A 19948-nucleotide genomic window follows, 5' to 3' on the forward strand; every position below is an offset into this window, starting at 1 on the left:
CTCTTCCGTCAAATCTTCGAGCCGGCCGCCGGGCGGCCGACATTGGGGTCTCAATGCAGCGAATCGCGGTCCTTCAGCCGGGACGCCTTGGTCACGACCGGCTTCTTCGGACCGGTCCGCGCCGGCTTCTGGAGCTTGGCCGCGGGGCTGGCCTTCCGGGGCCCCTTCGGCTGGAAGGGGCTGCGCGCCGGCGGCGCCGCGCGCTCCTCGGCGGGCTCCGCGTCATCCGTCTCCTCGGCCTCGTCCGCGGGGGGCGGTCCGCCGCGGCGGAGCGATTCGCGGATCAAGTCGTCGGTGAGGACGAGATGGGCCTCGGCGAGGTCCTTGAGCGGCAGGTCGATGCGGCTCGGCAGCCCTTCCTTCACGTCGGGCAGGTCGATCGGGACCGTCTGCCTGTCCAGATCCGGCGCGCCGAGGATGCCGCGGAAGCGCTTGCGCCCGTCGAGCGGCGGGCTCAGCTCGACCTTGGCCTCGTAGCCGACCCAGCGGGCGAAATCCGAGATCCGCACCAGCGGCCGGTCGATCCCCGGCGAGGACACTTCCAGGTTGTAGGCGCCGCCCACCGGATCGTCGACGTCGAGGATCGGCGAGATCGCGCGGCTCACCGCCTCGCAATCGTCGATGGTGAAGGAGCCGTCCGGCCGCTCCGCCATGATCTGCACGGTGCAGCCGTTGATGTTGGACATCTTCACCCGGACCAGCCGGAAGCCGAGGCCCTGGAGCGGCCCCTCGATCGCCTGCGCGACGCGCGCGGCGACACCGGCCTCGCGGACGAGGCGCTTTTCGGACAGATCCGCTTCGATCTCGGACGACATGGGTTTGAGCGCGCAACCTTCGCGGCGTTCTGCGTGGCCCGCCCGCGGCGTGCGGCCTTGTGCGGCGAGAGGCTCTGCGGCGAAAAAAAAGAGCGGACCCGGTGGGGCCCACTCCCGAACCGCAGCCTCTCGACTGCCATCAGAACTGTTGAGAGCTAGATAGCGACCCTCGGCCGGGAGCGCAAGACGGATCAGGCGCACGACGCAGCCCTGTTCGTCCCGGTCTCGGCCTCATCCTGAGGTGCCGGAGCGTCGCGGCGGCCTCGAAGGAGGCCTCGAAGGCGGTCTCCAGGGATCGCGCGCTGTCCGGAGGGCTCCTTCGAGGCGCATGCACCTCAGGATGAGGGGGTGGGGGATCGGCTGCCTTTCAGCCGCCCCGCGGCACCCGCCCCTCCAGCGGATAGGCGGGATCGTTGTAGCCCGGCGTGGTCGGATGGCCCGCGGCCACGAACCCGTCCACCAGCGCCTCGTCCTCCGGGCTGAAGGCGTAGTCGAGGGCGCCGAGATATTCCTGCCATTGCGCCTCGGTGCGCGGCCCGGCGATGACGCCGGTGACGAGGCGGTTGTTCAGCACCCAGGCGGTGGCGAACTGGCCGGCCGTGATGCCCCGCGCCTCGGCGTGCGCCTTCAGGGTCCGGGCGATGCGCAGGGATTCCGGACGCCACTCGGTCTGCATCATCCGGGTGTCCTGGCGGCCGGCGCGGGATTCGGCCGGCGGCGGGGCATCCGGGTCGTACTTGCCGGTGAGCACGCCGCGGGCGAGCGGCGAGTACGGCACGACGCCGAGCCCGTAATGGGCGCAGGCCGGCAGGTGCTCGGTCTCGGGCATGCGGTTGAAGGCGTTGTAGTAGGGCTGGCTCACCACCGGCCGGTCGATTCCCAGCTCGTCGCAGAGCCGGCAGATCTCGGCGACCCGCCAGGAGCGGTGGTTCGAGACGCCGAAATGGCGGATCTTGCCCGCCCGCACGAGGTCGGCCATCGCCCGCACCGTCTCGGCGAGCGGCGTATCGTGGTCTTCCTTGTGCAGGTAGTAGATGTCGATGACATCGGTGCCGAGGCGGCGCAGGCTGTCCTCGGCGGCCTTCATCACGTGGACCCGCGACAGGCCGCGGTCGTTGACGCCCTCGCCCGTCGGGTTGGCGACCTTGGTGGCCAGGATCCAGGCGGCGCGGTCGCCCTTGATCGCCCGGCCGGTGATCTCCTCCGAGCGGCCCTCCGTGTAGACGTTGGCCGTGTCGATGAAGTTGATCCCCGCCTCGCGGGCGCTGCCGACGATGCGGCCGGCGGTGGCCTCGTCGGTGGGGCCGCCGAACATCATCGTGCCGAGGCAGATCGGCGAGACCTTGAGGCCGGAGCGGCCGAGTTTGCGGTACTGCATGGGATCCATCCGGTGTCCGTCGCCCCGCTATCTCGCCGCGGCGCGGCCGAGGTCAACCGTGCCGGGCGACAGGCCCGTGTAACCTGCGCCCGGCCGCGGCGAACCGACCCGTGCCGGCACCGGAGCCCGGGGGCGGCCGTTCTCGCCGTGGCGCATGTCGCTGGCGGGTCGCCGCCGTCCCTCACCGAAAAAGAGCCTGTCCGAGACCCATGATCGACCGCTCGGCCGTTCTCCCCGCCATCCCCCGCCCCTGGCTCGACCGGGCCGGTCGCCTCTCCTGGCTGAAGCTCGCGGTCTTCCTGGCCTGCATCGCCCCGGCCCTGTACCTCGCGGCCGCCTACCGGCTCGACGCGCTGGGCGCGAAGCCGATCACCGCGCTGATCCACGCCACCGGCGAATGGGCGGTGCGCTTCCTGCTGTTTTCCCTGGCGATCTCGCCGCTCCGCCGCATCGCCGACTGGGCGAAGGTCATCGCGGTGCGGCGGATGCTCGGCATCACCGTGATGGCCTACGCGGTGGCCCATCTCACCCTCTACGCCGTCGACCAGAACCTGATCCTCACCAAGGTCGTCTCGGAGATCGCCCTGCGGCTTTACCTGACGATCGGCTTCGTGGCGCTGATCGGCCTGATCGCCCTAGGCCTGACCTCCACGGATGCGGCGATCCGGAACCTCGGCCCGAACTGGAACCGGCTGCACCGCCTCGTCTACACGATCGCTGTCCTGGCCCTGGTCCATTACTTCCTGCAGTCCAAGATCGACGTCACCGATCCGGTCTTCTCGGCCGGCCTGTTCCTGCTGCTGATGGGCTGGCGGGTGATGCGGCGGTTCAAATGGCCGGAGCGGCCCTGGTCGCTCCTGCTGCTCGCGATCCTCGCCGGCCTCGCCACCGCGGGTCTCGAGGCCGCCTGGTACGGGCTCGCCAGCGGCGTCCCGGCCAGCCTCGTGCTCGCCGCCAACCTGGACTTCTCCGGGCCGATCCGGCCGGCCTGGTGGGTGCTGGCGGTCGGCCTGTCGCTGCCGCTCCTGGCGCTGGTGCGCGGTCCGAAGGCGCGCGCCGCCGGCCCGGCGCCGACGAGGCGGCCGGCCGCCACGCCCCGCCGGGATCCGGTCCGGGAGCCCTTGTCGCCGCGGGCCTGATGCCGCAGAACCCGCTCCCGGTCCTCCGCCGCCGGCGGCCCCGGGCCCAGCGGAGCTTTCAAGACGCCATGCGCGGCACGCTTCTCCTGATCGCGGGCTTGCTCGCGCCGACGGTCGCCCTCGCGACACCGCCCGCACCCGCGAAGCCGGCCGCCAAGGCGGCTCCCGCCGCGCCGCCCCCGGCGGCCGCGGCACAGGCCGTCGCAGCCTGCACGGCGCCCGAGCCGCCGCCGGCCTCGGCCCGCCCGACCAAGCCGGCGCTGCCGCAGAAGCCCGCCTGCCTCGACGCCAAGGAGGGCTGCCCGGGCTGGGAGGGCTACAGCTACAACGACGCGATCAAGGCCTATAACCTGCAGGCGCAGGCCTTCCGGCCGATCGCCGAGGCCTACCTGCAGAAGCTCAACGCCTACGTGAAGGCAAGCGCGGACTACGCCCAGTGCGAAGTCAACGCGATGCAGAAATAGCCGGCTGAACGGCAACCGACAGCACCACACGGGGAGGGTTCAGGCGCATTGGCGCTAGCTCCGGTGATGATGGCCGCGATCCCCGCGCGCCCGATCACGCCGAGGCCCCCGTGCCCGCTCGTCGTTCCCTCGTCCGCACAGCTTTCTGCGCCCTGCTCCTCGCCACGGGCCCGGCGCTGGCCGCCGATTTCGACGGTCCCTACGCGCCTCCTCATGGCTATGGCGATCCCGCTCAGGAGGAGGAGCCGGAGCGCCGACCGCCGCCGCCGCCGCCACGTCCCGACGCCGCGTTCCGCGGCCCCCGCTTCACGGCGGCGCCCCCCGAAGCATGCCGGGAATTCGTGCGGCGTCGGTTCGATCCGGATGGCGCGCCGGTTTTGCGCCGGGTGCGGGTCTGCGACGAGCCGGTCGTCGACCGCGGGCCGCCCCCGCCGCCTCCGCCGCCGGAGGACATTCCGCCCCGTCGCTGGGGCGGACCGCGCTGGTAGCGTCGCGCCGGCTCAGATGCGGGCCGGCGCCTTCTTGAGGGCGGCCGCGAAGGCCTTGAGCTGGCGGTTCAGATCCGCCAGTTCGTTCAGCGCGATGGTCTTATGGCCGTCGCGGACCGCGCGCTCGATATCCTCGACCTGCAGGTCGACGAGGCGGCGGATGGCGGTGGCGACTTGTTGTCGGGTCATCGATTCGAGCGTCTCGTCCGAGCGTCCTGGCGGGCCTCAACGGACGGCCGATACGCGGCCGTCGACACGTTTCGGTGATAGGCCGGTAGGCTTAACCGTTGGTGTCCGCACCCCGTCGGTTCACAGGGGATCCGGCCCTAGCGGCGCTCGCGCATCTCGGCGCGGCGCATCGGCATCGCGTCGATCGTGGCGAACAGCGCCTGCGGGGCGATCGGCTCCTCGGCGGTGAGCTTGGCGCCGCCGTCCTTGCCGATCAGAACGGCGCGGAAGCTGTCCGCGGGCAGGCCGAGCCGGGTGCGCAGGGCCTGCGCCTGCGCCCCGGACCCGACCGCTTCCAGCACCACGAGGTCGCGGTCGGCGAGACCGGTGCGGGCCGAACCCAGGGCCGCCCGCTGCGCCCGGAGATCCGCGTCCCCGGCCTCGGGCGCCGACAGGACCAGCACCCGCGCGCGGTCCCGATAGGCGTCGAGGGGACCGGCCAGGGCGGCCCCCGTCGCCATCGCCGCCAGCCCGAATCCCAGTGCCGCTCCCCGCATGCCGCCGCTCCGCGCTCCCGAGACGGGACAACGCGCGAGCCGTCCGGGAGATCACAGCCGCGCCTTTGCCTCCACGGTCCGGCGCCCCAGATCGGAGGCGACAGGCAATAACCGGGAGTTCGCCATGACCACCGCCATGAACCGACGCATCGTCCTGGCCTCGCGCCCGCACGGTGAGCCGCGGCCCGAGAACTTCCGCCTGGAGGAGGTGCCGGTGCCGCAGCCCGGATCCGGCCAGGTCCTCCTGCGCACCCGCTGGCTGTCCCTGGATCCCTATATGCGCGGCCGGATGAGCGACGCGAAATCCTACGCGGCGCCCGTCGAGATCGGCGCGCCGATCACCGCCGAGACGGTGGGCGAGGTGGTCGCCTCGAACCACCCGGACTACGCCGTGGGCGAGATGCTGACCGCCTTCGCGGGCTGGCAGGACTATTTCGTCACCGATGGCAAGGGCTCGCGCAAGGTCGATCCCGCCGCCGCCCCGCCCTCGACGGCGCTGGGCGTGCTCGGGATGCCGGGCATGACCGCCTATACCGGCCTCCTCAACATCGGCCGGCCGAAATTCGGCGAGACCGTCGTGGTGGCCGCCGCCGCCGGCCCGGTGGGCTCCCTGGTCGGGCAGATCGCCAAGATCCACGGCGCCCGCGCCGTCGGGATCGCGGGCGGCCCCGAGAAGTGCCGCTACCTCACGGAGGAACTCGGCTTCGACGCCGCCGTCGATCATCGCGGCCCCGACCTGCCCGGCGCGCTGGCCGCCGCCTGCCCGAAAGGCATCGACGTCTACTTCGAGAATGTCGGCGGCGCGGTCTTCGCCGCCGTGATGCCCTTGCTCAACCCCTTCGCGCGTATCCCGGTCTGCGGGCTCGTCTCGGCCTACAACGCCACCGAGGTGCCCCCCGGCCCGGACCGCCTGCCCGGCCTGATGCGTGCGGTCCTGACCAACCGGCTGCACATCCAGGGCTTCATCGTCTGGGACTTCGCCGAGCAGGCCGAGACGTTCCGCAAGGAGGTCGCCGGCTGGATCCAGGACGGACGCGTCCGCTATCGCGAGGACGTGGTCGAAGGCCTGGAGAACGCCCCGGAGGCGTTCATGGGCCTGTTGAAGGGCCGGAATTTCGGCAAGCTCGTCGTCCGCGTGTCCTGACGGCTTCTTGCCGCCGATCTGGAACGGATATAGAACAAACAGACCCGGCGGCGCTGCGGAAAGCGGGCACAAGCCCGCCCCGCAGGTTGCCGCTCCGGAGGCCCGGGCGCATGGTTCGCGCGCCGCCGGGCAAGTGCCCAGTGAGATCCGTACGACTAGGAGAGAGCGATGGCGGGCAGCGTCAACAAGGTGATTCTGGTGGGCAATCTCGGGCGCGATCCCGAGATGCGCCGCCTCGGGTCGGGCGACCCGGTCTGCAACCTGCGGCTCGCGACGTCGGAGTCGTGGAAGGACAAGGCGACCGGCGAGCGCAAGGAGAAGACCGAGTGGCACTCGGTCGTCATCTACAACGACAACCTCGCCCGGGTGGCCGAGCAGTACCTGCGCAAGGGCTCGAAGGTCTATATCGAGGGCCAGCTTCAGACCCGGAAGTGGACCGACAATTCCGGCGTCGAGAAGTACACGACCGAGGTGGTGCTCCAGCGCTTCCGCGGCGAGATGACGATCCTCGACGGGCGCGGCGGCGGCGGCGACTTCGCCGGCGAGGAAGAGGGCGGCGGCCAGATCAGCCGCGGCGGGGATTTCGGGGGCGGCCGGGGCGGTGACCGCGGCGGCGATTTCGGAGGCGGTCGCGCCCAAAGCGGCGAGCGGCGTCCGGCTCCGGCCTCCTCGGGCGGTGGCGGCAACGGCGGCGGCGGCGGAAGCCGCGGCGGCTACGACCTCGACGACGACATCCCGTTCTGAACCCTTGTCAGTTTCAAATCGTCCACTGGGACCAAAATCGTCAACAAAGCCAGCATCTTAATGCTGGCTTTGTTGTTTCATGATGCCGCTAATTTTCGATCGTGAACCCCAGCTCGCAACCAGACGTCCGCAAAAATGTAATTCCCATTTTATTGCAAGATCCTAGGCTAGATATCAGTCCGCCAATCGTCCACTGACTGACGCCGACACTTCCAGAACAGCTCGAGAAAGCGGCCGCGGCCCAAACCCGCGTCACCGCAGAATCGTCCATTGATCGTAGCAAGCGGCTGATACGACAACGGAAATCGCCTCGGAAGGGCACTTTCCATCACCCGTCGTTCTGGCGATCCCGCTCGAGTCTGCCACGCCCGCGATTCGTCCACTATTCCGTAATAAACTATTTTAACTAGTATCTTAGATCGAAAGATGCTCGGCGCTCCGTCCACTATCCGCAGGACTTGTGTCCTTAACCCTGGAGATCCAGTCTGGGGGCGATCTCGGGAACCGCCGGCGTGACAAGACCCTATCCCGCTCCAGGCCCATGGCGCCTGAAGAGCCACGACATGCTCCCTGGCGAACGGACCGTCACGGTCGTGGACCGGAACGGGATGCCCGTGTGGTGGCCCAACATCTTCCACGCAAACGAACTGCGGGACGCAGGTCACAGCTATTCCCACCAGAAGCGGACGATGTCGGCCGTGGTCACGGCCTTCAACTGGACCTTCGAACGGGGCATCGACCTCGAAGCCCGTATTGCGGCCTTCGAGTATCTTTCCGACGGAGACGCCAAGAGCCTGCAGCGCGCCCTGCGGCGCAACCAGGGCGTCGCCGACGACGATGGCGGTTCAGTCATGGTCGGGCCCGGCTACTGGGATGCCCGTTGCCGCGCCGTCGTGCGGTATGTCCGATGGCGCGCCGGCGCCGCGATGCACAAGCTCGTACGCACCGAGGCGGAGGACCCTCCGGCATACCTCTACACCATGGCCGAACGGCAGTTGGAGAAGTTCGCCGACGGGATGCTGTCGGGCATCCCGAAGCCGGACGAGTTCGAAACGCTCGGCCTCGACGAACGCCAGCTGGCCATCCTGCGCGACGCCATCGAACCTGGGAGCACGACCAACCCCTTTGAGAAGAAGCACCAGTTCCGCAACTTCGCGCTGATCCTCACCCTCTACGAACTCGGAACCCGCAAAGGTGAAGCGCTCGGTCTGATGAAGCAGGATCTATCGCTGCACGGGCCCGAGCCGACGATCGACATCCACAGGCGCCAGAACAATCCCGACGATCCTCGCGCAAGGCCGCCCGCAGCCAAGACGAGGGCGCGGCGTCTCCCGATCTCGCTCGCGCTCGCGCATGTGCTGGACGTCTGGCTGACGGAGCATAACAACGACGACGAGCGCTATCCGGGAGCGAAGCGGCACGGATACGTCTTCGTATCCGAACTCGGACGCCCCATCGCCGAGAGCACCGTCGAGGCGATGTTCGTCACCCTCCGCACAAAGGTCGAAGGCCTGCCGCCCTGGACCACCGCGCACAGGCTCCGGCACAGCTTCAACGACCGCCTGTCCGAGGCGATCGATGACCAGCCGGATAACGTGCTCCGCGAAGGCGTCGAGCAGCGGATGCGCAACTTCCTCAACGGCTGGAGCAAGACCTCGGAGCAGGGCGAGCACTACCGGCAGCGCTTCATCAAGGAAAAGGCAGGCTCGCTTCTTTTGCGCCTCCAGAAGCTCAGCGCGGAAGGAAACTCCCGGTCATGAACGTGCCCTTCCAGGGACCTCCCGGGATCGATCACCCCATCCTGGTCCCGCATCCCCGCGAAGCCGTGTTCGATTCATACGACGAGAGAGTGCCGCTGGACGGCCCGGTCTGGCACTTGAACGATCCCGGCCACAACTTCCGGCTCGACTGGACCGCGCTCGAATTCACCCACCGCGGAATGGTGGAAGCCACCGCCGACCACCTCATCGACCTGATCACCTCGAGTTCGGCGAGCCACGTCCAGAACGCCTTCCGGGCGCTCAAGAGGCTCAAGACCCTCGGCGCGTTCCGACGCTGGTCGCATCCGACGATCCGCTTGGGAAACCGTCCCGACCTACTGCAGACCTTCTTCTACGAGGCCCGCGAAGCCGCCAAACTGTCGGTCGGCGAGCTCCACCACCTCCAACATTGGTTCCGCTTCCTGTCGAAGCGCGAAGGGTCTGGGGTCAACCCGACAAGCGCCTCCATCGTCAACGCAATCACGGTCGGCGGCAACCCGAAGGGAGTCGCCGTCCTCACCCGGGATCCCACGGGTGGCCCGCTCGACGATGCCGAGACCACGGCGCTGCTGCAGGCGCTGCGTGCCGCTCAGGAGACAGATTCGGTTCCGATCGACCGTCTCGCCCTGGTCTGGCTCTGCGTCATCCTCGGGCCGAACCCCCGCATGATCTCGTTGATGCGCGACGAGGACTTCGAGGACGAGAACGGCCATGCCCAGATCGCCGTGCCGCGCATCAAGGGCAAGGACAGGCTCGTCCGGACCAAGTTCAAGATCCGAAAGCTCGATGCCCATTCCGCCGGCATCATGAAGCGCCTCGTCGCCACCAACAGAGCTGCGAGGCAGGCCGTGCCGTGGGAGGACGAAGCCTTCGGACACGCCCTGTTCCACCGCACTACGCCTGACCCCGCCAAGGTCGGTCGTCCGCGGCACGCCTATGCGATGCACCGGACACCCAAGGAGATCGGACGGCTCATCACGCAGACCGTCCTGGCCCTGAAGGTCGTTTCGCCGCGGACGGGCAAGGTCCTCAGGGCCGGCCCGCGCCGGTTCCGCTACACCTTCGCGACCCGGCTGCTGCGCGAAGGTGCATCGAAGAGGGTCGTCGCCGAACTCCTCGATCACAGGGACGAGCAGACGGTCCGAGCATACGTGAACCTGCGCGGAGACGTCGTCGAGAAGCTCGATGCCGCCACGGCCCGCGAGCTCGCGCCTATGGCGCAGGCCTTCCTCGGCACCCTGGTCGGATCGGAGGCGGAGGCCTTGCGGGGCGGCACGCGCGCGAGCCGCATCTTCGGTTCCAGTACCGCGCCCGAAAGCGGCGTCGGCACCTGCGGCAGCTTCGCCTTCTGCGGCCTCGCCGCGCCGACCGCCTGCTACACCTGCGTGCGCTTCCAACCGTGGCTGGATGGTCCGCACGAACGCATTCTCGACACGCTCCTGAAGGGCCGCGAAGAGCGGCGCGCCCGTCGCCTCGACGGCCGCATGATCACCATGCTCGACAACACCATTCTCGCCGTAGCGGACGTCGTCATGCGCTGCGAGGAGGTGAAACGGGCCCGCTCCGAACGGAAGGACGACGCGGCATGATCCGTCCCGGTCGCCGTCATCGCACCTCACGCGTCCGGAGCAGCGTCATGGCCACGCTCGGAGCCACGCCCAGGCAGAACCTCGAGATCTTCATCGAGTCCGGACGCCTTGCGCCGGCCTTCGGCGACAGCCCCTTCGACGACCGCATCTGGATCGTGCCCACCCGTTCGAACAAGCCGGGCGGGACCGGCAAGGGCGAACTCGCCTTCACGGTCCGATCGACCAGCGAGGATCCCGACGGGCCCGCGATGGCGAAGGACTTCGGCGATTTCCTCAAGGCGGTGGTGCGCCTCGACGACGTGAGGAAGCCGTCGCAGATCAACCGGTATCGCCGCATGATCGCGGTCGCCCGGATCCTATACGACGCCTCGAAGGACGTCGGTCACGACCCCTGCCGCCTGACGGGCGCGATGTTCAAGCGAGCATTGAGGTTCGCGGAATCGATCGGTGCTGGAACCTCCAGTCCCTACGCGGCCGGCACCGTCCTCGCGAAATTCGCCAAGATCCTGAACGACGCCGGCATCACGATGTCGCCGATCCAGTTCACGAACACGGCGAAGCGGCCGCTCGACCGGCATCACGTCATGGTCGAGGGCAGCGACGAAGACCAGGAGGACTCCCGCATGCCGGACGAGGGCGCGCTGGACGCACTCGCCCGCGCCTCGCAGCTCGTGTCGTCGCCTCCGGACATCCTGCGGATGCGCATCGTCGAACTCCTGCCCTGCGCACCTTGGCGGATCAACGACATCCTCAGGCTGCCCTACGACTGCGAGGTCGAGGAACCCGTCACCCGCAACGGCAAACCCATCCTCGACGCCGACGGACGCCCCGTCGTGCGCTACGGCATTGGGTACCGCGGCTCCAAGGGTTTCCTGGCCGACATCAAGTGGATCCCGACCGCAATGGTCGACGTCGCCCGCCGAGCCATCAGGCAGATCAAGGAACTCACCGCCGAAGCACGCGCGATCGCGGCATTCATGGAGGAAAACCCCGGGCGGGCCTGGTTGACGGATCGCTGGCGGCTCTCCTCGCCCGACCGGATCCTGACGGGGGAGGAGATGCGCGAGGCCGTCGGCATCCAGGGCTTTCAGAACATCGTCGTGTTCGTCCGCTCCTACCGCATCCCGCGTACCCCATGCTCGACGCAGAGGAAGTGGCGCTACCGGCTCGGAGACATCGAGAAGGCTCTGCACGACGCCATCCGCCCGATCGGCGGCGACCACGTCATGAAGCGGTCGGAATACCTCTTGATCGCCACACGCAACTTCTTCGGATCGCGCCGGGGCCTCGTTCCCGCGATCGTCGACAACGTTTCGTACGACGTCGTCAAGGACTTCCTGCAGAGCAGGCCCGGCTCGATGTCAGTATTCGAGCGGTTCGATCTGAAGGATGCGAACGGCGAGTTCTTCGTCCTCAAGACCCATCAGGTCCGGCACTTCCTGAACACCATCGCCGCCGAAGGCGGACTCGGAGAGGTCGACCTCGCACGCTGGTCGGGTCGCGAGGATGTGCGGTCGAACCAGGCCTACGATCACGAGCCCGGATACCAGCTCGCGCGGAAGGCCCGGAAGCTGCTCGAGCAGGGTAAGATGAAAGGGCCGATCGCTGCGACGTGGTCGCGCAAGCCGCCCGTCGAACGGAGGCACTTCTCGCTGGTGCAGCTCGCGACGGTCCATACGACCGACATCGGATTGTGTCTTCACGACTGGGGCACCGCACCCTGCCCGCATCACGGCGCCTGCGCCGATTGTCTCGATTGCGCTGTCGTCAAAGGGGATCCCGTACATCGCGCCCGCATCGAGCTGCTGCTGGCAGACGTCGACCTCGCGCTCGCGCGATCGCTGGAGGAAGTGGAGGACGGGACCTACGGCGCTTCGAACTACGTCGAGCATCACCGCCGCATGGCCGTCGGGTATCGCCGTATGCTGGCGGCCCACGACGATCCCGACATCGAAGATGGTACGATCGTACAGATGCAGCCCGACGTCCTGCGTCAGGGTCCGCTTGATGGGATCGGGCTCGCCACCTGACCGTCCCGGCCCCTCCTCGCCGGAATGTTGAAGCCGCTGGACGGGTGGCACCGCCGGGATTGCGAATCGCTCTTACCACAAATAATATCACTTCGGATTTTATCTGGGTGATGGAATGGGCGGTTCGGATCTCTTCGACGAGGATGAAGAGGAAGCTCTCGAAAAGCTCGAGCGACTCTGGACCGCCTTCGCGGAGGCCTCGGACACCGCCGCCCGCTACGCCGGCAGCATCGGCTGGAAGACGAATGGCGGCGTCGAGTACCTCACGCACACGGTGAACCTGCGGTACGAGGGCAACCGTCAGCGTACCCGCTCACTGGGCCCCAGGTCCCCGGATACCGAGCGCCGCAAGGCGGCCTTCGAAGCCGGTCGCGAGCAGGCCAAGGTGGAGCTCGATCGCATCCAGGGACGCCTCGATATCCATGCGAAGGTTCTGAAGGCCCTCCGGATCGGCCGTGTCCAGGCCGTGACGGCGCGTTTTCTTCGCGAACTTCGGAGCGAGGGGTTCGGAGCCGCCCACTTCACGATCGGAGGCAATGCCGCGCTGGCGGCGTACGAGGTTCGGGGCCGTATGCGGATGCCGTTCCCCACCGGCGACGCCCCGGACCTCGACCTGATGCCGACCGAGCTGTTCGTCAGGGACCGCGGCCTCTTCGATGCGATCGCCGCCCGCAAGATCTTCGGCCCGGTCGAGGAGCAACGCGACAGCCTCGTGTTCGGTCGCGGCATCGTCCTTCGGCTGCTGTCCGGCGACGTCATCGAGGCATGGAGGCGCAGGATGCTCCGCGCCGACGCCCTGGACGAGGAGATCGATGCCCTGAACTGGGCCTTTGAAGGCTCGGAAGCGATCCCGCTTCTCGCCGTCGGCCTGGACGGAACGCCGACGCCGCTTCCGGCGCTGGATCCGAGGGCCTTCGCGATCCTCTCGTCCCTCGAAGGCCGCTATCTCGCCGATCCGTCGCGTGCCGAGCGCCTGCCGGCACTCGCGGCGGCCTGCGCGGCCGTTGCGAGTGCCGTAGTAGCCGAACCGTTCGAGCGCAGACATCTCGCGCTCTTCCCAGAGATCGCCGACGCCATCGACGAAGGAGGCGGCCATGCCGACGACCGGATCGTGATGCGTCCGTAGCGGACGCGGACAACCCATCTCCGAAGCCTTCGTTCGAAGGAGCGACGCCATGCAGACGCAGGAGGCGAAGGAACGGTCGTGTCCGCATGCACCGTTTCGAAAGAAGGAATGGCGGAAGCTGATCCCCTATCCCGGGAGCACGCCTCACATGCGTCGGACATTGGCGGGCACCTCGATCAAGAAGGTGCAGCCTCGACAACGTCTGGCGCTCGGCCCCAAAATCCGTGAATGGTTCGTCGCGGAGATCTCGGCATGGCCGAGCGATGCGAAGCAGCCGCTGACCTGGGATGCGGTCATCGCGAAGGGGCTCGTCATCCATTGATGGAAGTGGAGTAGGAGCGGCCTGTGCCGCTTTCCCGAGATCTCCGAGGCCTTCGCGAAGAGGACGGACGAGATCCGCGCCGGCCGAAGGAAGATCCCCCGTACGGGCCCGCGTGCCGACGAGGCGAAGTCCCGTGCCCGCCTCTTGGCGATGATCGACAATCTGCGCGAGGAGAACGAAGAGCTGACCCGCCGTATCCGCACTTGGCAGAGGAACGCCCACGCTCTGAACATCACCGAGGCGCAGCTCGACGAGGGGTGGGACGAAGTCGATCGGGGGCAGACGGACCTGGATCTGCGGAAGGAGAAGGGGTTGTCGCTTCCGCAGCATGCTCGGCGCAAGGCGAAGAGGAAATGACCGGCGTCTCCGGGCGCGAGATCGGCGAGCGCAACGTCGCCACGCTTCGCGCCTATCTGGACCGCCTGCAAGCCGCCGGCGAGCTGCTGCCGGAGAGGAGCGGGAAGCCGAACCTGTCGGCCATCGCTATCGCCTGCGGCTTCGACCGGCAGACGCTCTACAAGAACCCGACCGCCAAGGCACTCCTCGATGAGGCTGTCAGGCGGCTGGGAACGGCACCGCCGGCGGACGATGCATCCGACGAGCTTGACGCGAAGCCGAAAGCCGACCGCCGCGATCGACGCATCCTGCAGCTCGAGCAGCACAACGCAGCCCTGAGGGCAGAGGTGCGCGGTCTGCGGGAGCAGCTCGCCCGATACAGGCACGTCGAGGAGGCCATGATCACGGGGCGCGGAGTTCGGGGCGTATGACGGCGGCGACGACCCGTTCCCGGAACACGCGGCGTCGAAATGTAGTCCGATGACGGGGCGTCGGCGATCGGGTAGGATATGCTCCTCTCCGAACCTTCGGATGTCCGAGACATGGCCGGAACCGTTCAGCTGGAAATCAACGCCGACGTCTACGAAGCCGCGCGCCGCGTCGCGAAGCTGGACAATGTAGACGTGTCGACGCTCGTCGAAGACCTCGTTCGCCGCCACTCCGAATACGTAGCGACCCTCGGCGATCTCGATCCGGCGATGCCGGCATTCGATCTCGACCACTACGAGATGCAGCGCGATCCGGATGAAACCGACGCCGATTACGAGTCTCGGCTGAGCCTCTTCCGTTGACCGGACCCATACCGTTTCGATCAGGTGACTTCGTCTGGACGCGGTTTCCCTTCGAGAATGAACCGGATGAGCCCGGCTTGGTTCGACACGCGGCCTGCGTCATCGCTGCCTTCACGCAGCAGCAGGCCGGTGCGGCGACCTCTGCGGATGTCCCAGCCCGTGGATTGGTCGTGGGCGTCTACACATCCTCGAAGGTCGGAAAATTCGGCGACGCATTGCCGATCGGCGTGATCCAGGTCGGACGGGAACAGGCATCCCGTCTCGGCGGTCAGGTCGCATTCTTCATCGACGTCCGTAAGCGCGCCTTTCTGCCCTACACTCGTAAATTCTTCCCCGACATCGACGAACCCGGCTGCGGCCTCATCGCCCCCGCAAGCCGGACCCTGTTCGACGAGGTCAAGAGGCAATACCTCCTTGTGAACCAACGTCACCAGGATCTCATCGTCAACTTAGGCCCGTTGAGACCGCCGGGTACCTGACGGCGCCGCCGCTCCGCGCGAAGTCGTCCTCCTGGTGGTGCAAATCCGACACTTGGCATCCGCCGCCAAGAGCCGCCACCGACCCAAACCAGTCGAAATGAACGGTATTTGGGGCCCTCAATAGCGGCCGTTCGTGGTCGCTCGAATGGGTTGGCTACGATGCTACCTGTCGCTGATTTCAAGCCAAGGCTGACAGGGTAGGCCAATGAACTCGCAAGATGGTCTTCCCGCTCGCCGCGGGGATCCGCGAGGTGTCGTGCTCTACCACTTTACCGCCAAGCCTTTGGTAAAACCGCAGCCCTGCTTGATTGGCCTCAAACACCCATAGGTACAGTCCATTATCCGCGCCCTGAGAGGCAAGATTTTGCGCCATGGAGCGGAGCAGGCGTTCCCCAATCTTTTGGCCTCGCATTTCTGGGGCAACGTGCAGATTATCTACCCAGCTACCCCAACGCGGATCGTGATCGCGAAAGGCTGCGATGAAACCAATCAGTTGATGGGCTGAGCCTCGGGCGGTCTGTACGATCAAAGACGGTGCTGGATCGGCGAGTCTGTCGGACCAAAGTGTGAGACGATCAGCTTCGATTGGCCCAGCAAGAAAATTCGGATCTAGTATGGAGCGATAGGCGTCCTGCCAACTCTTTGCATGAAGCGAGGCAATGGCGGCTGCATCCGCTCTATCCGCCGATTGGAAGGTGGCGCTGATCATCGATAGGGTTTGCGCTGAAGGGCAGGGAGACAGAGACAATCCTGCCGTAGGCCGCGTGAGGACGCCATAGCCATGTCCGCTTCGGTGCATCCGCCGCCTCAAGGCAGACAGGCAGGAACCCACCCTGAGCGGTCCATCCGCTGGCGACCCACGGCAGCCGTACGGACACCCATAAGCACGCCCCGAAAGCAGACACCTTCGCCTCAAATCCGGGCCGTAGGCTTCCACGCTTCCGCCGTAAGCGAACGTTCAGACGGACGCACCGCGGGCCCTCACCGGGCCGAACGCGACCATCTACAATTGGCTTCGTGCCCCGGGCAGCCAAGGGGGCAAGGTCAGGTCGTTCGGGACGTTCACCCGAGCGGGCGGACCACTTCCCAGGTGCTATGCGACTCCGCCGCCGAAGGCCCAATGCTGCGCCTGAGGGGCAAAAAGGGGAGCAGAGCCGAGCCATCGGCCGCTCACGGGGTGGGTGCACGACCAGGATCCAAGCCTTCACGGATCGCTTCTGCCGTCCGCTCGCCTGTGGGATCGTCGGTCGGGACGGTCGGTCTATCGGTAATCCGGTGCCAAGTGCCGCATCGCCCGAACCTTGGCGGCGCGGACCGCTGGGCTGCGGACGAGTTCGTGACAGAACAGCAGCGGCATCGGTTTCAGCGCGTCATGAACTGCTCCGTCGCCTCGAGCCATGGACATGGTCTGCCGTGCGGCTGCTGCGCCGACGGCGTCGGCGAGTGTGGTCCAATCCTCCACTGATCCGTGCCCGCGCTGCAAGATCGCATTGCCCCACAGATGGCCCTGCTCGCGCAGGTACGGTACGTCCTGCCGGGTCAGACAGGCAGCCATCGCGTAACCCTCGACGTCTGCCCGAAGCGCGGCGCGTCGCGCTTCCGCGGCAGTTGAGGTGCTCAGAAGGGCCGCGCCGAGCACCGCCGCCCGGACAAGCCGCGTCGGCGAGAGAGGTCGACGAAACATGTCACGGCTCCTCGACGGCTAGGTCCGTCGCCGGGAGCCACCCTACAACGGGCGCCTTGCCGCCTTGGTAGAGCGCCCGCACCCAGCCCTCCCGGCGCTCCAGCACCACAACCGCGTCGTCCGCCACAAGATAAGGGGTCCGTCTCGGGGCTTGGCCGAGCTCGGTCCGGAGAGCGGCGCGTCGAGCGGTCACCAGTCCGACACCGCGCCAGTTCTCAGGTCGCGCCTCTCCTTCCTGCACCTCCCGCGGCAGGGTGTAGGGCTTGTCTACCATGCCGCCCGTCGTCATCGAGCAGCCGCCATGGTCTTCCACCAGTCTCAGCTCGGCCCCCTCCGCCGTGAAGGTGAGGGTGCCGGCGATGCGCTCAGCCTCGCCTGGGTACCAAGTCTCGAGCGCCGCGCGGGGGCCGGACAGCGTGCCGCGTAGGAGGAAGATGCAGCTGAAGGACGGCATGCCGTTGATCCCGCCGCGCACGTCCGCGAAGACGCCCGATACGCTGCTGCCCCGCACCGCGAGGACGAGGCTGCCGTAACGACCCGATCGCGGTGCAGTCTCTGCCGCCGCGCCGCCGCCCTGGGCAAACGTCAGAGCAAGCAAGCTCACAGTGCTGCCGCGCTTGACCCAAGTCCAGAGCTTCACAGGTTCTTCTCCAGAACCTTGACCACAGCCTCGACCCGGTCCTTGAAGTCGGCCACGTTCGCGAAGGGGCGCCAGTTCACGTCGAGCACGCCGCCCTCGAACTTCAGGCCGTTTTGGTAGGCCGAGGCTGGGGCGGTCTTCTCGTCATAACGGATGCGAACCGTTTTAAGCTTCGCCCGCAGGGCATCACGGCCCATCTGGTCCTTGGTCACGTCCCGCAAACCCGCCGCCAGCGGTTCGAAGATCGTCGTCTCGAAGTAGCCCGGATCCGCGTAGTACGGCGCGTCACCCGGGATGGTGAGCTGATCCCACGCCACCTCGACCGGCACGGGGAAGCCTGCCGCCTCCTGAACCGCCTTTTCCTGCGCCGGGAAGCGGCCTTCACGATAGGCGGCGATCGCCCGGCGCTCGGCCAGCCCCAGTGTCGGTTCGGCCCAAGCGGCCGACACGCAGAGCAGGAGCGTGGCGGAAGCGAGCGCGTCGCGGCGTGAGAGCATGCGGTCGATTTCCCTCTGGTATGCCGGCCCGGACATCGGGCGCGGGGTGATGGAACGGATGAGATGGTGGATGCCGCCGCGGCGTCGGGCGCCACCGAACCGGGCCGGTCGCCTCGACGGCGCGGGTGCTGGCCACGGGGACGCGCGCAGGGAAGAAGACGATGCTATCCGCATCGCGCAGCGCTTTGTCACGGTGGCGCACACGCAGGAACAGCCCAGCAAGAAGAGGGATGACATGCCAGGACGACCGTCCGCCCATGCGCGAAGCGTCGCTTCTGTCGCCTTTGCGGCCGCTGCCCTCATGGCTCAGCCGCTGTCGGCCGCACCGGTGAAGCCGGCCGGAGCCGCGCCGAGGCTCCCGGCCGACGCTCAGGCCTACGTGACGCGGCGAAGAGGCTGCAATCACTGGGGTGGCGAGGACGCCTACGACGAGGCTCGCGGTCGGGAGATCGCCGCCGCGGCGAAGGCGCTGCGCTGCGACGCCATCGACGCGGACGAGGCACGCTTGCGCCGCCGCTACGGAAAGGATCCAGCGGTCCTGAAGGCCCTCGACAGAGCGGACGGCGAAAGTGGCTGAGCGCGGCGCGGGACGGCCGGTGAACGAGCCCGTCAGCCGCCGAGTGAGGCGTCTGCTCCACGCGCCTCCCCTCGCGTTGCTCATCGGCCTCGGTCTCGCCCCGTTCTTCATCCTCTTTCCTCGCCTACCCGGCGGGCCGGAGGTCGGCCCAGCGCATGACCCGACCTCACAGCCCTTCGCGTTCTGGGCCGGTGCGGCCTTGCTCGGTGGCCTCGTGGGCACCCTCAACGGCGCGGCCCGACCCCTGTACCGCGCTGCCGCGCTCATCTTTGGAGCGTCGCTCCTGTCGGTTCCTGCCTTGCGCCTGGCGCTCATGTCGAGCCTGCCGTTTCCACACAGGCTCGCTGTGTGGCTCGGACTCGATGGGGAATTCGCGATGGAGGCCGATCTATACGAAATTTGGCTGCTGTCGTGGCTCGTCTGCCTCGGTCTGATCGTCGTGGTCTGGCGCGGTCTGGTGCGGATCATACCGGTGCGGCTCGCGGAGGCGGCGGGCCACACGGAAACCACGTCGACCGGTCCCAATCCGTGCCCATAGGCGTGGACCCGGTCAGTGCTGGCGCTGGTTCACTTCCGTGTTGGACGGAGCGGTCCGTAGAAGCCGGTCCATTCCATGCCGAGTGTCTGGGCTCGCCGGGCCAAGATACCGGGCACCGACAGCAGGCTCATCACTGGCGAAGCGAGGATGTCCCGGTCGTTCAAGAGGCGCCCGACCTGTCGTCCCCGCCACCAGAGCAGGCCGAACAGCAGGGCGAGCATCAGGAGCAGGCCCCAGGTCACGAGATCCCACCCGAAGATGTAAAGACCGTAGGGTGGATTGAGGGCCGTACCGAGCCGAGACAGTCCGATGAGGACGATCGGCAACAGGACCAGAAAGCCCAGCAGCTCCAACGGCAGCCGGCGGAACACGCGTAGAGCTGCGTTCAGATCCTCGACGGACACATAGTCGAGGGACAGCCGTGCATCGTTCCCAGCCCGTGTCATGGAGCCTCCTGGCTTCAACGTTGTCTCCGACGATGAGGTCGCACGACTCTAGGATAAAAGGGACGGAAAGGGATTTCCACCTCTCGGCCCGTCAGCGTGGTGCTGCGCCTGTCCCTCCCATGAGTCCGTGCAGCCTCTCGACCAAGGCTGTCGGAGATCGACCCATCCCGGTCGCCGGAGGTGCTGGCCGCGTTCCCAGGAAGCGGACGTTCGTTAGACGCTCAGAAACTTCACTT

General features: G+C 67.5%; 24 protein-coding genes and 1 pseudogene. 16 read left to right on the forward strand and 9 right to left on the reverse strand.

What is annotated here, in order from left to right:
• Window positions 1–50: 50 nt before the first annotated feature.
• Together rimP and P9K36_RS21475 are read right to left on the reverse strand one after the other, a co-directional pair.
• A complete protein-coding gene (rimP, locus tag P9K36_RS21470; protein WP_043385087.1) occupies window positions 51–815 on the reverse strand; it encodes a ribosome maturation factor RimP in 765 nt (254 codons plus the stop codon).
• A 367-nt stretch (window positions 816–1182) separates the two neighbouring features.
• Window positions 1183–2193, reverse strand: coding sequence for an aldo/keto reductase (locus tag P9K36_RS21475; protein WP_043761401.1), 1011 nt, complete (start codon window positions 2191–2193; stop codon window positions 1183–1185).
• Window positions 2194–2402: 209 nt separating this feature from the next.
• Here P9K36_RS21475 and P9K36_RS21480 point away from each other — a divergent pair, with 209 nt between their 5' ends.
• The 3 genes from P9K36_RS21480 to P9K36_RS21490 all read left to right on the forward strand — a co-directional run bounded on the left by P9K36_RS21480 (window position 2403) and on the right by P9K36_RS21490 (window position 4284).
• Window positions 2403–3332 (forward strand): protein-methionine-sulfoxide reductase heme-binding subunit MsrQ, encoded by a 930-nt coding sequence (locus tag P9K36_RS21480; RefSeq protein WP_051044952.1) that lies wholly within the window; start codon window positions 2403–2405, stop codon window positions 3330–3332.
• A 68-nt stretch (window positions 3333–3400) separates the two neighbouring features.
• Window positions 3401–3796 carry a hypothetical protein gene (locus tag P9K36_RS21485; protein WP_043385158.1) on the forward strand — a complete coding sequence of 132 codons (396 nt, stop codon included), beginning with the start codon at window positions 3401–3403 and terminating at the stop codon, window positions 3794–3796.
• 110 nt (window positions 3797–3906) lie between these two features.
• Window positions 3907–4284, forward strand: a complete 378-nt coding sequence (locus P9K36_RS21490) for a hypothetical protein (protein WP_139239466.1) — start codon at window positions 3907–3909, stop codon at window positions 4282–4284.
• A 12-nt stretch (window positions 4285–4296) separates the two neighbouring features.
• Here the strand turns inward: P9K36_RS21490 and P9K36_RS21495 are convergent, their stop codons facing one another.
• Together P9K36_RS21495 and P9K36_RS21500 are read right to left on the reverse strand one after the other, a co-directional pair.
• Window positions 4297–4473 (reverse strand): hypothetical protein, encoded by a 177-nt coding sequence (locus tag P9K36_RS21495; protein ID WP_164706367.1) that lies wholly within the window; start codon window positions 4471–4473, stop codon window positions 4297–4299.
• Window positions 4474–4610: 137 nt separating this feature from the next.
• Window positions 4611–5009, reverse strand: coding sequence for a DUF4174 domain-containing protein (locus P9K36_RS21500; protein WP_278305956.1), 399 nt, complete (start codon window positions 5007–5009; stop codon window positions 4611–4613).
• Window positions 5010–5133: 124 nt separating this feature from the next.
• Between P9K36_RS21500 and P9K36_RS21505 the strand changes: the two genes are divergently transcribed.
• The 10 genes from P9K36_RS21505 to P9K36_RS21550 all read left to right on the forward strand — a co-directional run bounded on the left by P9K36_RS21505 (window position 5134) and on the right by P9K36_RS21550 (window position 15330).
• Entirely contained in the window at window positions 5134–6153 is a 1020-nt protein-coding gene (locus P9K36_RS21505; RefSeq protein WP_278305957.1) for an NADP-dependent oxidoreductase, read from the forward strand.
• A 168-nt stretch (window positions 6154–6321) separates the two neighbouring features.
• Window positions 6322–6897, forward strand: coding sequence for a single-stranded DNA-binding protein (gene ssb, locus P9K36_RS21510; RefSeq protein WP_278305958.1), 576 nt, complete (start codon window positions 6322–6324; stop codon window positions 6895–6897).
• A 689-nt stretch (window positions 6898–7586) separates the two neighbouring features.
• Entirely contained in the window at window positions 7587–8657 is a 1071-nt protein-coding gene (locus P9K36_RS21515; RefSeq protein ID WP_278305959.1) for a tyrosine-type recombinase/integrase, read from the forward strand.
• Window positions 8654–10246, forward strand: a complete 1593-nt coding sequence (locus P9K36_RS21520; RefSeq protein ID WP_278305960.1) for a tyrosine-type recombinase/integrase — start codon at window positions 8654–8656, stop codon at window positions 10244–10246. Before P9K36_RS21515 ends, P9K36_RS21520 begins: the two co-directional genes overlap by 4 nt.
• A gap of 2145 nt (window positions 10247–12391) precedes the next feature.
• Complete coding sequence (locus tag P9K36_RS21525; RefSeq protein WP_043759035.1) at window positions 12392–13402, forward strand: GSU2403 family nucleotidyltransferase fold protein; 1011 nt, start codon at window positions 12392–12394, stop codon at window positions 13400–13402.
• Between the two features lie 49 nt (window positions 13403–13451).
• Complete coding sequence (locus P9K36_RS21530) at window positions 13452–13724, forward strand: hypothetical protein (RefSeq protein ID WP_278305961.1); 273 nt, start codon at window positions 13452–13454, stop codon at window positions 13722–13724.
• Between the two features lie 144 nt (window positions 13725–13868).
• Window positions 13869–14081: a hypothetical protein gene (locus P9K36_RS21535; protein ID WP_278305962.1), complete on the forward strand. Its 213-nt coding sequence runs from the start codon at window positions 13869–13871 to the stop codon at window positions 14079–14081.
• Window positions 14078–14491, forward strand: a complete 414-nt coding sequence (locus tag P9K36_RS21540; RefSeq protein ID WP_043759040.1) for a hypothetical protein — start codon at window positions 14078–14080, stop codon at window positions 14489–14491. The genes P9K36_RS21535 and P9K36_RS21540 overlap by 4 nt, the downstream gene beginning before the upstream one ends.
• A 111-nt stretch (window positions 14492–14602) precedes the next feature.
• Window positions 14603–14851 (forward strand): hypothetical protein, encoded by a 249-nt coding sequence (locus P9K36_RS21545; protein ID WP_043759042.1) that lies wholly within the window; start codon window positions 14603–14605, stop codon window positions 14849–14851.
• The gene (locus P9K36_RS21550; RefSeq protein ID WP_278305963.1) at window positions 14848–15330 is read left to right on the forward strand and encodes a hypothetical protein; all 483 of its coding nucleotides are present in this window, start codon (window positions 14848–14850) and stop codon (window positions 15328–15330) included. The genes P9K36_RS21545 and P9K36_RS21550 overlap by 4 nt, the downstream gene beginning before the upstream one ends.
• Before the next feature lie 178 nt (window positions 15331–15508).
• On the opposite strand, the gene P9K36_RS21555 is transcribed toward P9K36_RS21550, so the two are convergent.
• Window positions 15509–16039 carry a GNAT family N-acetyltransferase gene (locus P9K36_RS21555; RefSeq protein WP_278305964.1) on the reverse strand — a complete coding sequence of 177 codons (531 nt, stop codon included), beginning with the start codon at window positions 16037–16039 and terminating at the stop codon, window positions 15509–15511.
• 425 nt (window positions 16040–16464) lie between these two features.
• Here P9K36_RS21555 and P9K36_RS21560 point away from each other — a divergent pair.
• Window positions 16465–16560: pseudogene (locus P9K36_RS21560) on the forward strand (IS5/IS1182 family transposase); the annotation flags it as partial.
• Window positions 16561–16591: 31 nt separating this feature from the next.
• Here the strand turns inward: P9K36_RS21560 and P9K36_RS21565 are convergent.
• From P9K36_RS21565 to P9K36_RS21575, 3 genes are read right to left on the reverse strand one after another with little or no spacing between them, the layout of a single operon-like run.
• Window positions 16592–17014: a hypothetical protein gene (locus P9K36_RS21565; protein ID WP_052083663.1), complete on the reverse strand. Its 423-nt coding sequence runs from the start codon at window positions 17012–17014 to the stop codon at window positions 16592–16594.
• Window position 17015: 1 nt separating this feature from the next.
• Window positions 17016–17654, reverse strand: a complete 639-nt coding sequence (locus P9K36_RS21570; RefSeq protein ID WP_278305965.1) for a hypothetical protein — start codon at window positions 17652–17654, stop codon at window positions 17016–17018.
• Entirely contained in the window at window positions 17651–18151 is a 501-nt protein-coding gene (locus tag P9K36_RS21575; RefSeq protein ID WP_043759044.1) for a hypothetical protein, read from the reverse strand. Before P9K36_RS21575 ends, P9K36_RS21570 begins: the two co-directional genes overlap by 4 nt.
• Here P9K36_RS21575 and P9K36_RS21580 point away from each other — a divergent pair.
• Both P9K36_RS21580 and P9K36_RS21585 read left to right on the forward strand, forming a co-directional pair.
• Window positions 18150–18728, forward strand: a complete 579-nt coding sequence (locus P9K36_RS21580) for a hypothetical protein (RefSeq protein WP_236953043.1) — start codon at window positions 18150–18152, stop codon at window positions 18726–18728. The genes P9K36_RS21575 and P9K36_RS21580 overlap by 2 nt on opposite strands.
• Window positions 18729–18804: 76 nt before the next feature.
• Complete coding sequence (locus P9K36_RS21585; protein ID WP_278305966.1) at window positions 18805–19266, forward strand: hypothetical protein; 462 nt, start codon at window positions 18805–18807, stop codon at window positions 19264–19266.
• Between the two features lie 29 nt (window positions 19267–19295).
• Here the strand turns inward: P9K36_RS21585 and P9K36_RS21590 are convergent, their stop codons facing one another.
• Window positions 19296–19712 carry a hypothetical protein gene (locus P9K36_RS21590; RefSeq protein WP_043759045.1) on the reverse strand — a complete coding sequence of 139 codons (417 nt, stop codon included), beginning with the start codon at window positions 19710–19712 and terminating at the stop codon, window positions 19296–19298.
• Window positions 19713–19948 lie beyond the last annotated feature (236 nt).

Origin of the sequence: Methylobacterium sp. 391_Methyba4 (assembly GCF_029691625.1) — a bacterium.
In the GTDB taxonomy this organism is placed as follows: domain Bacteria; phylum Pseudomonadota; class Alphaproteobacteria; order Rhizobiales; family Beijerinckiaceae; genus Methylobacterium; species Methylobacterium fujisawaense.

What these genes read in the sequence shown, in the direction of transcription:
- P9K36_RS21485 (WP_043385158.1), top strand. Translation starts at nt 3,401, where the DNA reads ATGCGCGGCACGCTTCTCCTGATCGCGGGCTTGCTCGCGCCGACGGTC.
- P9K36_RS21500 (WP_278305956.1), bottom strand. Translation starts at nt 5,009, where the DNA reads ATGCGGGGAGCGGCACTGGGATTCGGGCTGGCGGCGATGGCGACGGGG.
- P9K36_RS21495 (WP_164706367.1), bottom strand. Translation starts at nt 4,473, where the DNA reads ATGACCCGACAACAAGTCGCCACCGCCATCCGCCGCCTCGTCGACCTG.
- P9K36_RS21555 (WP_278305964.1), bottom strand. Translation starts at nt 16,039, where the DNA reads ATGATCAGCGCCACCTTCCAATCGGCGGATAGAGCGGATGCAGCCGCC.
- P9K36_RS21540 (WP_043759040.1), top strand. Translation starts at nt 14,078, where the DNA reads ATGACCGGCGTCTCCGGGCGCGAGATCGGCGAGCGCAACGTCGCCACG.
- P9K36_RS21475 (WP_043761401.1), bottom strand. Translation starts at nt 2,193, where the DNA reads ATGCAGTACCGCAAACTCGGCCGCTCCGGCCTCAAGGTCTCGCCGATC.
- P9K36_RS21580 (WP_236953043.1), top strand. Translation starts at nt 18,150, where the DNA reads ATGCGGTCGATTTCCCTCTGGTATGCCGGCCCGGACATCGGGCGCGGG.
- P9K36_RS21525 (WP_043759035.1), top strand. Translation starts at nt 12,392, where the DNA reads ATGGGCGGTTCGGATCTCTTCGACGAGGATGAAGAGGAAGCTCTCGAA.
- rimP (WP_043385087.1), bottom strand. Translation starts at nt 815, where the DNA reads ATGTCGTCCGAGATCGAAGCGGATCTGTCCGAAAAGCGCCTCGTCCGC.
- P9K36_RS21590 (WP_043759045.1), bottom strand. Translation starts at nt 19,712, where the DNA reads ATGACACGGGCTGGGAACGATGCACGGCTGTCCCTCGACTATGTGTCC.
- P9K36_RS21515 (WP_278305959.1), top strand. Translation starts at nt 7,587, where the DNA reads ATGTCGGCCGTGGTCACGGCCTTCAACTGGACCTTCGAACGGGGCATC.
- P9K36_RS21520 (WP_278305960.1), top strand. Translation starts at nt 8,654, where the DNA reads ATGAACGTGCCCTTCCAGGGACCTCCCGGGATCGATCACCCCATCCTG.
- P9K36_RS21530 (WP_278305961.1), top strand. Translation starts at nt 13,452, where the DNA reads ATGCAGACGCAGGAGGCGAAGGAACGGTCGTGTCCGCATGCACCGTTT.
- ssb (WP_278305958.1), top strand. Translation starts at nt 6,322, where the DNA reads ATGGCGGGCAGCGTCAACAAGGTGATTCTGGTGGGCAATCTCGGGCGC.
- P9K36_RS21565 (WP_052083663.1), bottom strand. Translation starts at nt 17,014, where the DNA reads ATGTTTCGTCGACCTCTCTCGCCGACGCGGCTTGTCCGGGCGGCGGTG.
- P9K36_RS21545 (WP_043759042.1), top strand. Translation starts at nt 14,603, where the DNA reads ATGGCCGGAACCGTTCAGCTGGAAATCAACGCCGACGTCTACGAAGCC.
- P9K36_RS21505 (WP_278305957.1), top strand. Translation starts at nt 5,134, where the DNA reads ATGACCACCGCCATGAACCGACGCATCGTCCTGGCCTCGCGCCCGCAC.
- P9K36_RS21575 (WP_043759044.1), bottom strand. Translation starts at nt 18,151, where the DNA reads ATGCTCTCACGCCGCGACGCGCTCGCTTCCGCCACGCTCCTGCTCTGC.
- P9K36_RS21480 (WP_051044952.1), top strand. Translation starts at nt 2,403, where the DNA reads ATGATCGACCGCTCGGCCGTTCTCCCCGCCATCCCCCGCCCCTGGCTC.